At 73.9% G+C, this 13,288-nt stretch carries 14 protein-coding genes; 4 read left to right on the top strand and 10 right to left on the bottom strand.

Features of this window, described 5'->3' with window-relative positions; all coding sequences use genetic code 11:
* Positions 1 to 24 precede the first annotated feature (24 nt).
* The 3 genes from HTZ77_RS24075 to HTZ77_RS24085 are packed head-to-tail and all read right to left on the bottom strand — an operon-like array spanning position 25 to position 1,708.
* Positions 25 to 444 carry a VOC family protein gene (locus tag HTZ77_RS24075; protein WP_205303304.1) on the bottom strand — a complete coding sequence of 140 codons (420 nt, stop codon included), beginning with the start codon at positions 442 to 444 and terminating at the stop codon, positions 25 to 27.
* Positions 386 to 1,378 (bottom strand): AraC family transcriptional regulator, encoded by a 993-nt coding sequence (locus HTZ77_RS24080; RefSeq protein ID WP_175591939.1) that lies wholly within the window; start codon positions 1,376 to 1,378, stop codon positions 386 to 388. The genes HTZ77_RS24075 and HTZ77_RS24080 overlap by 59 nt, the downstream gene beginning before the upstream one ends.
* A 36-nt stretch (positions 1,379 to 1,414) precedes the next feature.
* Positions 1,415 to 1,708, bottom strand: coding sequence for a hypothetical protein (locus HTZ77_RS24085; protein ID WP_175591940.1), 294 nt, complete (start codon positions 1,706 to 1,708; stop codon positions 1,415 to 1,417).
* A 526-nt stretch (positions 1,709 to 2,234) separates the two neighbouring features.
* On the opposite strand from HTZ77_RS24085, the gene HTZ77_RS24090 reads away from it, so the two are divergent.
* The gene (locus HTZ77_RS24090) at positions 2,235 to 2,981 is read left to right on the top strand and encodes a DUF429 domain-containing protein (RefSeq protein WP_175591941.1); all 747 of its coding nucleotides are present in this window, start codon (positions 2,235 to 2,237) and stop codon (positions 2,979 to 2,981) included.
* Positions 2,982 to 2,985: 4 nt separating this feature from the next.
* Here the strand turns inward: HTZ77_RS24090 and HTZ77_RS24095 are convergent, their stop codons facing one another.
* Positions 2,986 to 3,888, bottom strand: a complete 903-nt coding sequence (locus tag HTZ77_RS24095) for an NAD(P)-dependent oxidoreductase (RefSeq protein ID WP_235995053.1) — start codon at positions 3,886 to 3,888, stop codon at positions 2,986 to 2,988.
* A 49-nt stretch (positions 3,889 to 3,937) separates the two neighbouring features.
* Here HTZ77_RS24095 and HTZ77_RS24100 point away from each other — a divergent pair, with 49 nt between their 5' ends.
* Positions 3,938 to 4,321: a MerR family transcriptional regulator gene (locus HTZ77_RS24100; protein WP_175591942.1), complete on the top strand. Its 384-nt coding sequence runs from the start codon at positions 3,938 to 3,940 to the stop codon at positions 4,319 to 4,321.
* Between the two features lie 24 nt (positions 4,322 to 4,345).
* Here the strand turns inward: HTZ77_RS24100 and HTZ77_RS24105 are convergent, their stop codons facing one another.
* The 3 genes from HTZ77_RS24105 to HTZ77_RS24115 all read right to left on the bottom strand — a co-directional run bounded on the left by HTZ77_RS24105 (position 4,346) and on the right by HTZ77_RS24115 (position 7,477).
* A complete protein-coding gene (locus HTZ77_RS24105; protein ID WP_175591943.1) occupies positions 4,346 to 4,738 on the bottom strand; it encodes a hypothetical protein in 393 nt (130 codons plus the stop codon).
* A 147-nt stretch (positions 4,739 to 4,885) separates the two neighbouring features.
* Complete coding sequence (gene pruA, locus HTZ77_RS24110) at positions 4,886 to 6,559, bottom strand: L-glutamate gamma-semialdehyde dehydrogenase (RefSeq protein ID WP_175591944.1); 1,674 nt, start codon at positions 6,557 to 6,559, stop codon at positions 4,886 to 4,888.
* Positions 6,560 to 7,477 carry a proline dehydrogenase family protein gene (locus HTZ77_RS24115; RefSeq protein ID WP_175591945.1) on the bottom strand — a complete coding sequence of 306 codons (918 nt, stop codon included), beginning with the start codon at positions 7,475 to 7,477 and terminating at the stop codon, positions 6,560 to 6,562.
* 75 nt (positions 7,478 to 7,552) lie between these two features.
* Between HTZ77_RS24115 and HTZ77_RS24120 the strand changes: the two genes are divergently transcribed.
* Positions 7,553 to 8,605, top strand: a complete 1,053-nt coding sequence (locus HTZ77_RS24120) for a PucR family transcriptional regulator (protein ID WP_175591946.1) — start codon at positions 7,553 to 7,555, stop codon at positions 8,603 to 8,605.
* Between the two features lie 54 nt (positions 8,606 to 8,659).
* On the opposite strand, the gene HTZ77_RS24125 is transcribed toward HTZ77_RS24120, so the two are convergent.
* The 3 genes from HTZ77_RS24125 to HTZ77_RS24135 all read right to left on the bottom strand — a co-directional run bounded on the left by HTZ77_RS24125 (position 8,660) and on the right by HTZ77_RS24135 (position 12,502).
* Complete coding sequence (locus HTZ77_RS24125; RefSeq protein WP_175591947.1) at positions 8,660 to 9,259, bottom strand: FMN-binding negative transcriptional regulator; 600 nt, start codon at positions 9,257 to 9,259, stop codon at positions 8,660 to 8,662.
* 73 nt (positions 9,260 to 9,332) lie between these two features.
* Positions 9,333 to 10,436, bottom strand: a complete 1,104-nt coding sequence (locus HTZ77_RS24130) for a glycosyltransferase (protein WP_175591948.1) — start codon at positions 10,434 to 10,436, stop codon at positions 9,333 to 9,335.
* A gap of 233 nt (positions 10,437 to 10,669) precedes the next feature.
* Positions 10,670 to 12,502 (bottom strand): SpoIIE family protein phosphatase, encoded by a 1,833-nt coding sequence (locus tag HTZ77_RS24135; RefSeq protein WP_205303306.1) that lies wholly within the window; start codon positions 12,500 to 12,502, stop codon positions 10,670 to 10,672.
* Positions 12,503 to 12,560: 58 nt separating this feature from the next.
* Between HTZ77_RS24135 and HTZ77_RS24140 the strand changes: the two genes are divergently transcribed.
* The gene (locus HTZ77_RS24140) at positions 12,561 to 13,280 is read left to right on the top strand and encodes a GAF and ANTAR domain-containing protein (protein ID WP_175591949.1); all 720 of its coding nucleotides are present in this window, start codon (positions 12,561 to 12,563) and stop codon (positions 13,278 to 13,280) included.
* Positions 13,281 to 13,288: the final 8 nt, after the last annotated feature.

The raw sequence follows: 13,288 nt of genomic DNA on the forward strand, positions 1-13,288 counted from the left end.
GCTGTCTCGGGACGCGTCGCGGCGTCAGGCGCGGCGGGGCTCCCCCCGGTACGAGCCGAAGGACCACAGGTTGCCCTCCGGGTCGCGGACCGCGAACTCGCGCGACCCGTAGTCCGTGTCGCGCGGCCCGTACAGCACCTCCGCCCCGGCCTTCGTGGCCCGCTCGAACAGGGCGTCGGGGTCGTCGGTGACGGCGTACGCGCCGAACGTGCCGGGCGGCAGCCACCAGGGGTTCTCCTCCTCGCGCCCCCGGTCGGAGCCGAGCATGATCCCGCCGCCGGGCGGCCAGCAGAGCTGGGCGTGGTCGACGCGCTCGCCCTCGCCGTACACGGCGGTCTCCTCGAAGCCGAACGCCTCGACGAGGAACGCGATGAGCGCGCGGGCGTCACGGGCGCGCAGCGTGGGCCAGACCTGGGGCGCCGGTGTCGTTGTCGTTGTCGTCATGCCAGCCATCCTGCGCCGGGGGAGGAGGCCCGGGCTTGGACGTTTCGGAACCGCGCCGGGCCGGCTCCTCCACCGGACCCGACGCCTCCGCCGGGCCGGACGCCTCGGCCAGGCCGGAGTGCTCCGCCAGTCCGGATTCCTCGGCCAGCCAGCGTGAGGGCGGGCACCCGGCGAGGTCGCGGAACTCGCGGGCCAGGTGCGCCTGGTCGTAGTAGCCGCACGCGGCGGCCAGGTCGGCCAGCCGCGGCGGCAGGCCGCCCGTCACGCGGCGCTGCAGGAGCCGGCGCGCCCGGTCGAACCGGATCACCCGGGCGGCGGCCTTGGGCGACAGCCCGATCTCGGCGGCGAACCGGGAGCCCAGATGTCGGGTGCTCCAGCCGACGTCGCGGGCCAGCTCGCCCACCGGCACGCCGCCGCCGCCCGACAGCAGCGCCTGCCAGGCCCGCCGGACCTCGTCGGGCACCGCGGCCCCGCGCCGCGCGGCCCGGCGCAGCAGCAGCTCGTCCAGCACCGCGAAGCGCGCCGCCCAGTCCGGCGCCGCGTTCAGGCGCTCGTGCAGCTCGTGCGCGGCGCGGCCGAGCAGGTCGGCCCCGTCCACGTCGAGCCCGCTCAGCTCGCCGGCCGGCACGCCCAGCAGCGCGCGGGCGCCCAGCGGGCTCAGCGCGAGCTGGACGCCGGCCTGCCGCCCCTCGTGGGTGACCAGGGCGGGCGTGGTGTGCAGGCCGCCGGCCAGCGTGTCGTAGCGTCCCGGGGTCTGCGCCGGGTCGGGGTGGGCGGCGATGACGAGCGGGTCGTCGACGGTCACGATGAGCGTCAGGAACGGCGACGGCAGCCCCCGGTGCAGGCCAGGAGCGGCGCCGCGCTCGCGGTAGCCGTGGTAGTGCGCGATCAGCGGACGCAGCGGGGGAGCGGGCGTCCCGTACGCCATCTCCATACCGGCACCTTACCGGCCCACGTGCTGCTGCCGCTGCTACAGCGAGCTCATGCCCGGCTGCTCGACAGGTAGGGCGGCGACCGGGCGCTTCCGATCCAGGCGGTCGAGTGCCCGTCGCCACGCCTTGACGGTGAACGCGGCAGAGTCGGCGTCGACGGGGCCGAAGGCGTCGGTGGCGGTCTCCAGGACCAGTCTCCCCGACCTGACCACGATGAGGTTCGTCTCGCCCGGCTCGGTGTTTCCCCACACGCCGGCCGGAGTCACTCGCTTGAACCCGCTCACCGTCAAGCCGGGGATGCCGGGCAGCACGTCCTCGGAGAGCCTCCTCACCCGGATCGTGATGGTCTTCCCTTCGTGTCTCGCGCGGAACCTGCCGCATCCGCGCGGAAGCGCGCCGCGGTGCCGGTCGCCACATGTCGCACCTTGGAGCCGGACAAGCCGTCCTTCTTCCTGAGCAGGGCGTTCTTCAGCTCTCCCGCGGTGTGCTCCCACGTCGGCCGGTCCCCGCGGGGGTGATGACGGGCGCGAAGGGCACACTCGCCGGAAGTGATCCCGTCGGCGCGTTCGCGGCGCGCATGAGGCGGGCCGATCCCCAGCAGGACGACCTCAGCTACGCGGCGGAGGCGTACGACGCGGTGGTGCTGGGGGCGTTGGCGGCCGAAGCGGCGCGGAGCGATCTCGGCCAGTCGATCGCGGCGCGCCTGGCGGATGTGAGCTCCGGCGGGCGACGGTGCACGTCCCACCGGGAGTGCGCCGGGCTGGTGCGGGCAGCCGCGTGGTCAAGGCCCCATGGCCCCGGACGCCCCGAGGTCCGGTGCAGCGCTGGAACGAGGGCCCGTGGCCCTATCGTGAGGGCATGCTGACCGTCGGCGTCGACCTGGCCGCCGAGGCCGTGCGGACCGCGGTGGCCTGGCTCGACTGGCGCGACGGCCGGGCCAGGCTCGTCAGGGCGGAGACCGTGGCGGACGACGCCCTCGTCGTCGAGGCGGTCACGGCCGCCGTCAAGGCCGGGATCGACTGCCCTCTCGGCTGGCCCGACCGGTTCGTCGACTTCGTCACCGCCCACCGCGCCGGGCACGTCCGCGTGCCGGAGGGGCTCGCGGGCCGCGACTGGCGGCGGGACCTGGCGTTGCGGGTCACCGACCAGGTGGTGCGCGAGCGGACCGGGCTGACGCCGCTGAGCGTGTCGGCCGACCGCATCGGGCACGCCACCATGCGCTGCGCCGCCCTGCTGGCCGAGCTGGCCCGGCGGGGCAGTCCCGTGGACCGGGGCGGGGACGGTGCGGTGGTGGAGGTGTACCCGGCGGCCTGCCTGAAGCTGTGGGGGCTGCCGTTCCGGGGGTACAAGCGCGCCGCCAACCTCGCCGAGCTGGACCGGCTCGTGGACCGGCTGCTCGCCGAGGCGCCCTGGCTGGATCTCGGCCCGTACGAGCGGCTCTGCCGGGCCTCGGACGACGCCACGGACGCCGTCGTGTCCGCGCTCGCCGCCCGGGCCTCGGCCCTCGGCCTGGTCACCGTCCCGGACGCCCGCCAGGCCGGCCCGGCCGCCACGGAGGGCTGGATCGCCCTGCCGACCACGCCCCTGGGCCGCCTGGCCGGATGAGGCGTCAGGCCGCGGGCTTGCGGAACAGCTCGACCATCGCCGCGTAGCCCTCGCCGCCGTGCCCGGCCGCGGCCGCCCGGTCGGCCAGGGTCTTGACGAACCTCGGGAGTTCGGCGTTCACCCCCAGGTGCTCGCTCTCGTGGATGAGGTGCTCCATCGCGGCCAGGTGCGTGTCGAGGGTGGCGTCGAAGGCCGGGTACGCGCCCTCGTCGATCTGCCGGGCGTAGGCGGCCAGCCAGCCGTTGACGGTCTCGATGCCCTTGTTCGCGATCGGCGTGAACGCCGTGGCCTGCACACCCGCCGCGCCGAGCAGGGCGGCGCCATGCAGGAAGCCGTTGAGGATGTTCCACATCAGGCTCAGCATGGCCACGTCGTACAGCGACGACAGGCCGTGGTCCGTGCCGAGGTGCGTCACGCCGGAGCCGAGGGCCCGCAGGGCCGGCTCGTGCCGGTCGAAGGCCGTCCGCGGCCCGCTGTAGAGGATCACGGCATCCGCCCCGACGGCCTCGGGAGTGGCCAGGATGGCGCCGTCGAGGTAGGCGGCGCCCCGCTGCCGCGCCCACTCGGCGGTCTCCCGGGCCCCCTGCGACGTGCCCGAGGTGAGGTTCACCAGGACCCGGCCGTCCAGCTCCCCGTCCAGCGGGTCGAGCAGCTCGTGGACGGCCGCGTAGTCCGTGAGACAGATGATCACAAGAGGGCTGGCGGCGACGGCCTCGGCCACCGAGCCGGCCGGCCGCGCGCCCCGGGCGACGAGGTCGTCGGCCTTCGCCGCCGTGCGGTTCCATACGGTCGTGGTGTAGCCGTCGCGCAGGAGCGCCCCGGCCAGCGCCTGCCCCATCAGGCCCAGTCCCAGGACGGTCACGTGCTTCCGCGTCATGTTCTCCCCCGAAGGTGCGTGGGTGGTCATGGCAGAATCCTCAACGTTCATACCGGTATGAAGGTCAAGGGGGAGCGGCATGTTGATCGGGGAGCTGAGCCGGCGGACCGGCGTCCACACGCACCAGCTTCGCTACTACGAGGCTCAGGGCCTGCTCGAACCCGTCCGCGGGGCCAACGGCTACCGCGAGTACGCCGACGACGCCGTCCTGACCGTGACCCAGATCCGGCGGCTGCTGGCGGCGGGGCTGTCCACCCCGGAGATCGCGTTCCTGCTGCCCTGCGCCACGGGCGTGGGCCCCGACCTGGAGCCCTGCCCGGACACCCTGCAGGCCCTGCGGGCGCGCCTGGACGGGCTGGACGAGCACATCGACGCGCTCACCCGCTCCCGCCGGACCCTGCACGACTACATCGTCGCCACCGAGCGGCGCGCGCCACGCGTGTACGAGCCGTGCGACGCGTGACCCGGTCCGCGGCGTTCCCGGCGCTCAGCCGTTCCTGACCAGCCGCAGGGAGGGATGGACCGGGGGCCCGGCGGAGGCGGCGCGGTCATGCCACCACGTCAGCCCGGCGGCGCCGGCCGGCTCGCGCAGCGTGGCCAGATGCTCCTCCGCGAGCTCGCGCCGCCCGGCCGCCGAGGCCGGCAGCGCCAGGTACCAGTCCACCGGGCCCGCGCACAGGACCGCCGAGAGCACCGAGATCCGGCCGCTGCAGGGCAGCAGCTCCCGGTACAGGGCGCGGCATTCGCGCGGGTGCCCCAGCGCGGCCGTCGCGGCGCGCCGGCACCGCCCGCGGACGCGGCCCGCCGAGCCGCACGCAGGTCCCGTCGGCGTCCCGGACTTCCAGCGGCCCCAGAACTCTGAAGTGCACCTGTTGCCCACTCACGGCGTGTCGATCAACAGGTCGGCATCCCAGGGAGCGGCGGCCGGTCCTGCCATCGGGGAACAGCCCTGATCGCGGCGGCGCTGCCGTGGAAAAGGGAAGATCCCCGGGAGGGGCAGGCTCCCGGGGATCTTCGTGTCAGGCGGTCAGTAGCCGAGCTTCTTCAGGTCGGGCTGCTCGAAGCCGGACTGCGGGACGTCGCCGCGGTACGGGCCGGTGACGACCGGCGCCACGAACGTCTCCTTGATCGTGCGGGCGTTCACCCAGCGGATCAGGTTGAAGATCGAGCCCGCCTTGTCGTTGGTGCCCGAGGCGCGGGCGCCGCCGAACGGCTGCTGGCCCACGACCGCACCCGTCGGCTTGTCGTTGACGTAGAAGTTGCCCGCCGCGAAGCGCAGCCGCTCCGAGGCCGAGGCGATCGCGTAGCGGTCGTTGGCGATGAGCGAGCCGGTCAGCGCGTACGGCGTGACGGACTCCATCTGGTCGAGCACCCGGTCGAAGTCGCCGTCCTCGTAGACGTGGACGCCGAGGATCGGGCCGAAGTACTCCTTGACGAAGACCTCGTCCGTGGGGTCGGCGCACTCCACGATGGTCGGCTTGACGAAGTAGCCCGTCGAGTCGTCGTAGGAGCCGGTGAGCACGTTCACGTTCGCGGCCTGGCGGGCGCGGTCGATGGCGGCCTTGTGCTTGGCGAAGGCCCGCTCGTCGATGACGGCGCCCATGAACGTGGACAGGTCCTCCGTGACGTCGCCCACGGTGAGCGACTCGGCCATGGCCACGAAGTCGTCACGCATCCGCGTCCAGAGCGAGCGCGGCACGTAGGCGCGCGAGGCGGCCGAGCACTTCTGGCCCTGGTACTCGAAGGCGCCCCGGACCAGCGCCGTCCGCAGGCCGGCGAGGTCGGCCGACGGGTGGGCGAGCACGAAGTCCTTGCCGCCGGTCTCGCCGACGAGGCGCGGGTAGCCCCGGTAGGAGCCGATGTTCGTGCCGACCGTCCGCCACAGGTGCTGGAACGTCGCGGTGGAGCCGGTGAAGTGGATGCCCGCGAGCTCGGGGTGGGCCAGCGCCACCTCGGAGACGGCCTGGCCGTGGCCCGTGACCATGTTGATCACGCCCGGCGGCAGTCCGGCCTCCTCCAGCAGGCGCATGGTGAAGTGCGCCGCGAACTGCTGGGTGGGCGACGGCTTCCAGACCACGACGTTGCCCATCAGGGCGGCGGCCGTCGGCAGGTTGCCGGCGATGGCGGTGAAGTTGAACGGCGTGATCGCGAGCACGAAGCCCTCGAGCGGCCGGTACTCCATCCGGTTCCACACGCCGGGCGAGGACGCCGGCTGGTCGGCGTGGAGCTGGCGGGCGTACGCCACGTTGAAGCGGAAGAAGTCGATCAGCTCACAGGCCGAGTCGATCTCCGCCTGCTGCGCCGTCTTCGACTGGCCGAGCATGGTCGCGGCGTTCAGCGTCGCGCGCCACGGGCCCGCCAGCAGGTCGGCCGCCCGGAGGAAGACCGCGGCCCGCTCGTCGAAAGACAGCGCCCGCCACGCCGGGGCGGCGGCCAGCGCCGTATCGATCGCCTCCCGGACGTCCTGCGCGGTGGCGTCGTGGGTGACGCCGAGCACCGACGCCTTGTTGTGCGGCTGCACGACGTCGATCGGGGCGCCGCCGCCCATCCGCTGCCGGCCGCCGATCGTCATCGTGAGGTCGATCGACGCCCCGGACAGCTCCTTGATCCGGTTCTCCAGCGTGGTGCGCTCGGCGCTGCCCGGCGCGTAGGAGTACACCCGCTCGTTGGCCGGCGTGGGCACGTTGGTGATGGCGTCCATTTACTTACCCCCAAGGGCACGAAGGAAGAAGGCGACGTTGGCCGGGCGCTCGGCCAGGCGGCGCATGAAGTAGCCGTACCAGTCGTCGCCGTACGGGATGTAGACGCGGACGGTGTGACCGGCCCCGGCCAGGGCCTCCTGCCGGTCGGTCCGGATGCCGTAGAGCATCTGGTACTCGTAGTCGCCGACGGAGCGGCCGAAGCGGTCGGCGAGCAGCTCGGTCACGGCGATCAGCCGGTCGTCGTGCGTCGCCACCATGGGATACCCCTTCCCCGCCATGAGGATCCGCAGGCATCGCACGTACGCCCGGTCGACGTCGCCCTTGCTCTGGTGGGCGACCGAGGCGGGCTCCCGGTAGGCGCCCTTGACCAGGCGCACCCGGCTGCCCTCGACGGCGAGGTCACGGCAGTCCTGGATGCTGCGGAAGAGGTAGGCCTGGATGGCCACGCCCGTCGACGGGAAGTCCTCGCGCAGCGTGCGCAGGATGCCCAGCGTCGAGTCGACGGTGGTGTGGTCCTCCATGTCGAGGGTGACGGGCGAGCCGTTCGCGGCGGCGGCGGCGCAGATCTCGCGGGCGTGGGCCAGCGCCAGCGCCTCGTCGAACTGCTGGCCGACGGCCGACAGCTTGACCGACACCTCCGCGCGCGAGCCGAGGCCGAGCGGCCGCAGCGACTCCAGCAGCGTCACGTACGCCTTGGCCGTCGCGGCGGCGGCCCCCGCGTCGCGGGTCTCCTCGCCGAGATGGTCCACGGTCACGGTCAGCCTGGCGTCGGTGAGCCGTTCGACGGCCTTGCGGGCCTCATCGACACCCTCGCCGGCGACGAACCGGTCGACGACCTTCCGCGTGAGCGGGAAACCGGACACGGAGCGACGCACCAGCGCGCTCCGGGACGTGGCGAGCAACACTTGACCGAGCATGTATCCAATCTAAAACCCCAGCTCAAACGGGGCCATCGACGCTCGTAACGCCCGATGTGGCAGGCTGTCATACACATGGACAATTCGGCTGATCTGCAGGACATCGTCGACGAGCTCGCCCGGCTGCTCGGGGCCTCCGCGACGCTGGAGGACCGCTCGTTCCGGCTGCTCGCGTACGGGGCGCAGCACGGTGACATCGACACCGTGCGCCAGGAGTCGATCCTGCGCCGGCGCGCCACGCCGGAGGTCCGCGACTACTTCGAACGCTACGGCATCGCCCGGGCCGGGCACCCCGTCCGCATCCCGGCCGACGCCGACCTCAAGGTGCTGGCCCGCGTCTGCTGGCCGCTGCGGCACCAGGACGTCACCTACGGCTACCTGTGGCTGCTCGACTCGGGCAGCCTCACCGACGAGGTGCTGCGGCGGGCCGAGCCGCTGGTGGGCCGCGCCGCCGCCGCGCTGGCCCAGGAGGCGCGCAGCCGCCGCGACGCCGGCCGCGGGCTGCGGGCGCTGCTGTCGGCCGACCCGGAGGAGCGCGCGGGCGCCTCGCTGGAGACGCCCGGCCCGGTCGCCGCGATCGCGGTGCGCGAGTCGGACCAGCGGGTGGCCGCCCTGTGGACGCTGCCGCGCGGGGTGCTGGCCCGCCCGGGCTCGCCCGTCGCGCTGCTCGCCCCCGCCCACCTGGCGGCCGAGGTGGCGCGCACGGTCCAGGCCGCGTACGGCACGGCGGCCGGCATCGGGGCGCTCCGGCGCGACCCGGGGGAGGCCTGGCAGAGCTGGCGGGAGGCGCGGCAGGCGCTGCGGATCGCCGAGCACTTCCCGCGCTTCGCGCCCGTCGCCCGCTGGGAGGACCTCGGGGCGCACCGGCTGCTGGCCCGGCTCGGCCAGGCCGACCTGGCGGAGCTGGCGGCCGAGACCGCCGCGCTGGACGGCGAGCTGGCCCACACCGTCGAGACGTACCTCGACCTCGGAGGCCACGCCCAGAAGACGGCGGCGGAGCTGGGCATCCACCGCCAGACGCTGTACTACCGGCTGGGGAAGGCCGAGCGGCTGCTGGCCCGCGACCTGAGCGACGGCGACGACCGCCTGGCCGTCCACCTCGGCCTCAAGGCCGCCCGCCTGGTGTGACCGGCGGCTCGGGACAGGTGGCGCGGGGCTACGGCCGGGGCAGGTGGCGCGGGGCTACGGCCGGGGCAGATGCCGCAGGGCGGAGGCGTCGCCGGGGCCGCCCCGCTCCGACAGGTGACCCGCCACCCGTCCCCGGTGCGCGGCGTCCTTGTGCCCGTCGTACTTGAACTTGCCGCGGACCTCCTCGACGCTCAGCCGCAGCCCCTGGATGCCCGACAGGAGCCGGGGCATCGCGGCCGGGTCGCCCGCCGCCGGGTCGAGGTCGCCGAGCTGGGCGCGGAGGATCTCCAGCTTGCCCTCGGCGTCCTTGACGATCTCGGCGTGGCAGACGAGCTGGACGGCCGAGTAGTAGGTGGTCGGCACGCCGAGCGCCGGGTCGGTGCCCGGCTCGGCCCGCCACGAGCCAGGGATGTACGACCAGTGACCGGCGACCGACAGCAGGACCTTCGGGTTCTCCTCGACGGCCGCCCACACGGGGTTGGGGCGGGCCAGGTGGAGGACGACGGTCCGGTCGTCCCGCAGGAGGAACTGCGTCGGGACCACGACGGGCAGGTCCCGGTCGCGGCCGGCGGCGATGAGCTGCCCGAACGCGTGGTCCCTGACGTACGCCAGGGCCTGCTCGTGGCCGGCGGCGTCCCACGGGTGAATCAGCATGCCGGGACCCTACAATCACCCGGCCGGACACCGGGGAACCGGGTCCGGCCGAGGGAGACGGGGGTGCTTCGGGTCAGGCGCAGGCCGCCTCGTACACGCGGACGAGCTCCTGGCTGACGCGCTCCCAGGAGTAGCGGGAGCGGGCGCGGTCGGCGCCGGCGTAGCCGAGCGCGGTGCGCAGCGTGCCGTCGGCGAGCAGCTCGCGGGCCAGGCGCGCGGTCTGGGCGGGGCGGTCCGGCGGCACCAGCAGGCCGGTGACGCCGTCGATGACGGAGTCGAGGTGGGCGCCGACGGCGGAGGCGATCACCGGCACGCCGCACGCCATGGCCTCCAGGGCGACGATGCCGGTCGTGGCCTCGCGGGGGATGGTCACGACGGCGTCGGCGCCGCGCATGAGCTTGGGGACGGCGGTGCGCTTGACCTGGCCGAGGAGGGTCACCCGGTCGGCCACGCCGAGCTGCTCGGCCAGGGCCCGCAGGCGGCGCGCGTCGCGGTCGTCGCCCAGCGCGTCGGGGTCGGGGCCGCCGGCGATGACGAGCTCGACGTCCGTCAGGCCCAGCAGGGCGCGGACGACGGTGTGGGCGCCGCGGTCGGGGGACAGGGCGCCGACGTGCAGCAGCCGCTTGCGCGCTCCGCGCGTGGCGGCGGGGCCCTGCCGGTGGAAGCGCTCGGTGTCGACGCCGTAGGGAACGATCGCGATGTTGTTGCGCGGCACGCCGAGCCGGATCAGCGCCGACTCCTCGTCGTTGGAGCCCGCGATGACCGCGTTGGCGCGGCGGCCGAGCGCCCGCTCCAGCTTGATGTGGGCGGCGTCGACCGAGTGGAAGGTCTGGGTCACCGGCACGTCCAGGCCCTTGGCGCCGGCGACGGCGGCGAGCCCGCCGGTCCAGGAGTGGGCGTGGATGACGTCCGGCCGCTCCTGGCTCCACCGCTTGGTCAGGTGGCGGCCGATGTCGTTGAGGTACGGCACGACGTCGTCCGGAGTCAGGTCACGCGCCGGCCCCACGTCGATGTGCTCCACCGTGACCCCCGGGGCCACCCGCGTCCTGGGCTTGCCTTCGGCGCTGTCTCGGCGGGAGTAGATCGTGACGTGGTGCTCACGCCCCAGCTCACGGGCCACGGCGTGGATGTGGTGGCGCTTGCTGCCGTTGACGGATGCGACGATCGCGATATTCATGGCACACCTCAGCGTGGAAAGCATGTGGAAACAGCCTTCAAGGTGTGCCTGCGTCTTAGGCACGGATATCTGTGCTGAAGACTTTACCCGGAACAGCCCCAGACGCAAACCCCGACAGAACCGACTTCTCGCACAAAAAACGCGAACGGCCAGATGGAGCTCCAAGAAATCGTGACCGAACGCTGGGGGTTGCGGGTGATTGGCCAGGTTGACGGCCTGGCCCGAGAAGCCGGTCAGGCGCCGCGCAGCGCCAGGACCACGATCTCGTCCCACACCTGGCCGCCCGAGAACGCGCTGCGGTCCGCCTCCACGGCCTTGACCACGGTGGCCGGCGACTGCCCCGCGCACCGCCCCAGCACGTCCGCCAGCCGCTCCTCGCCGTACGGCTCGCCGGCCTCGTTGCGGGAGGAGACCAGCCCCTCGGAGTAGAGCACCAGCGTCTGGCCCATGCCGACCGTGATCTCCTCGACCCCGGTCTCGGCCGCCGGCGCGATGCCCAGCGGCACACCGCCGCCGGAGGCGAAGCGCACGCCGCCGTCCTGCTGCAGCAGCGCCGCCGGGTGATGCCCGGCCGACGACAGCCGGATGGTGCGGCCGCGCACGAACCCCGCCACCGCCATCACGAACATGCCGGTGCCCTGCTTGACCAGCGCCTCGTTCACCTTGCGCATGACCACGTCCGGGTCGGACTCCCAGGCGCCCAGCACCCGCAGCCCGCCCCTGACCATGGCGCTGACCGAGGCGGCCTCCTCGCCCTTGCCCACGGCGCCGCCCAGGGCGAAGCCCCAGCCGCTCTCCACGGGGAACACGTCGTAGAACTCGGCGCCCACGGAGGCGCCCGGGTGGTAGATGGCGCTCGCCTCGTACCCCGGCACGTCCGGCAGGTTGCGCGGCGCGACGCTGGCCGACAGGGCGTCCGCCGCCCGGGAGCGCCGCTGGAAGCTGCGCTGCGCCCGTACGGCGAGCCCGAGGTGCAGACCCACCTCCTGCATGACCCCGAGGTCGGCCAGCGTGAACGGCGGCTTGTCGTGCCCGCGCACCAGCGTCAGCGCGCCCTCGCGGGCGCCGATCGGCACGCACAGCAGCGAGCCCGCGCCCATCGCGGTCAGCAGCGGCCCCTCCGCGGAGAAGCCGAACAGCGTCTCGTCGTCCAGCATCTCGTGGACCAGGCCCGAGCCGCGCTCCAGCACGTGCGCCACCACCTGGCTCGCGGCCGGCTCCGCGCTCTCCACCTGCCGCACCAGCCCGCCGAGCGGGTGGTCCTTCGGCGCCACCACGGCCGAGCGGCGCGGCATCCCGTCGCGCACGACGTCGGCGACCACCCAGTCGGCCCACTCGGCGGCGAGCAACCGCGTGGCGCGGGGCAGCGCGACCGGCTGGCGCAGCGCCTCCTCGTCCAGCAGCAGCGCGGCCATGCGGGCCAGCAGGTCCTGCCGCCGGCTCGCGGCCATGAGCAGCTCGCCGTCGGACTCCTCGGGCCGCTCCGCCGCCGGGCCGGGGAGCTGGACCTCGGTGGGCAGCGCCACGGCCGCCACCATCTGCTGCGGCTCGCCCGGCATCGTCAGCCGGGTCAGCGCGAGCTGCACCGTGTGCGTGCGCCCCTGGTGCGCCAGCCGCGTCTCGAACGCCGCCGGCTGCCCCGTCTGGAGCACCGAGGTCAGGTGGGAGCGGAACGCGGCCCGCCGCGAGACGTCCACCAGCAGCGGGAACGAGCGGCCCACCAGATAGCCGTCCGGGCTGCCCAGCACCCGCGAGGTCTCGCCGTTGACGCGCCGCACCACGCCGCCGCCGTCCAGCACGATCACCGGCACCGGGAACGCCCGGAACACCTGGCGCAGCAGCTTCAGCTCCCGCTGCGGCCCGTCCTTCTTCCCCTGGCGGCGGTCGGTGGCCTTGCGCAGCTCGGCGCGCGCCTCGGCCAGCAGCTCGGAGGCGGTGTCGAGCTCGGCCAGCGCCGCGTCGAGAATGGGAGCCAGCTCGGACGGATAGGCCGTCCTCGCCTCACGCAGAGACGTGACGCGCGCCGAGAGCGCGTCCAGAGCGTGTTCGAGGTCCGGCACAGTCATGCTCTGACGCTACGCCACATCGGATAATGCTAGCTATAAGGGGTAGGGAGGCGAACCTATGGAATCGACAGTGACGATGATCACTCCTGGCCTCGCCCGTGACCTCGCCGCGCTGGGCCGCCTCGGCGAGGCCACCTCCACCGAGAGCGTGCTGCGCGGCCTGACCACGGCCCTGGCCGACGGGGTGCCCGGCTGCTCCGGCAGCGCCGCCGAGCACTGGCGCGACCAGCGCGTCGTGGTCTCCGGCTCGCACAGCGAGCTGATCACGCTGGTCGACGAGGAACGCCGCCTGGGGGAGGGGCCGTCCGCCGAGGCCCGCCGCACCGCCGCCCGCGTGATGGTCGGCGACGTGCTCAGCGAGGGCCGCTGGCCCCGCTACGCCGCCCTGGCCAACCGCTGGGCGGTGCGCTCGATCCTCGTCCTGCCCATCCAGGTCGGGCCCGCGCTGCTGATCGTCGGCCTGTACTCCGTGCGGCCCGGCGCGTTCTCCCCGGTCGGCGCGCACACGCTGGCCGACATGCTGACCCAGCAGGTCGGCGTCGCCATGAGCAACATGTGGGACTTCGAGGAGGTCCGCACCGACGCCGCCCAGCTCCAGGAGGCGCTCAACGGCCGGGCCGTGATCGACCAGGCCAAGGGCATCATCATGCAGACCAGCGGCTGCACCGCCGAGGCCGCCTTCGAGGAGCTGCGCCGCATCTCCCAGCACCACCAGGTCAAGGTGGCCGACCTCGCCCGGCTCCTCGTGGACGAGCACCAGCGCAAGTCGCGCCGCTGATGGGTGGT

Source organism: Nonomuraea montanisoli (assembly GCF_013363975.1).
In the GTDB taxonomy this organism is placed as follows: Bacteria; Actinomycetota; Actinomycetes; order Streptosporangiales; family Streptosporangiaceae; genus Nonomuraea; species Nonomuraea montanisoli.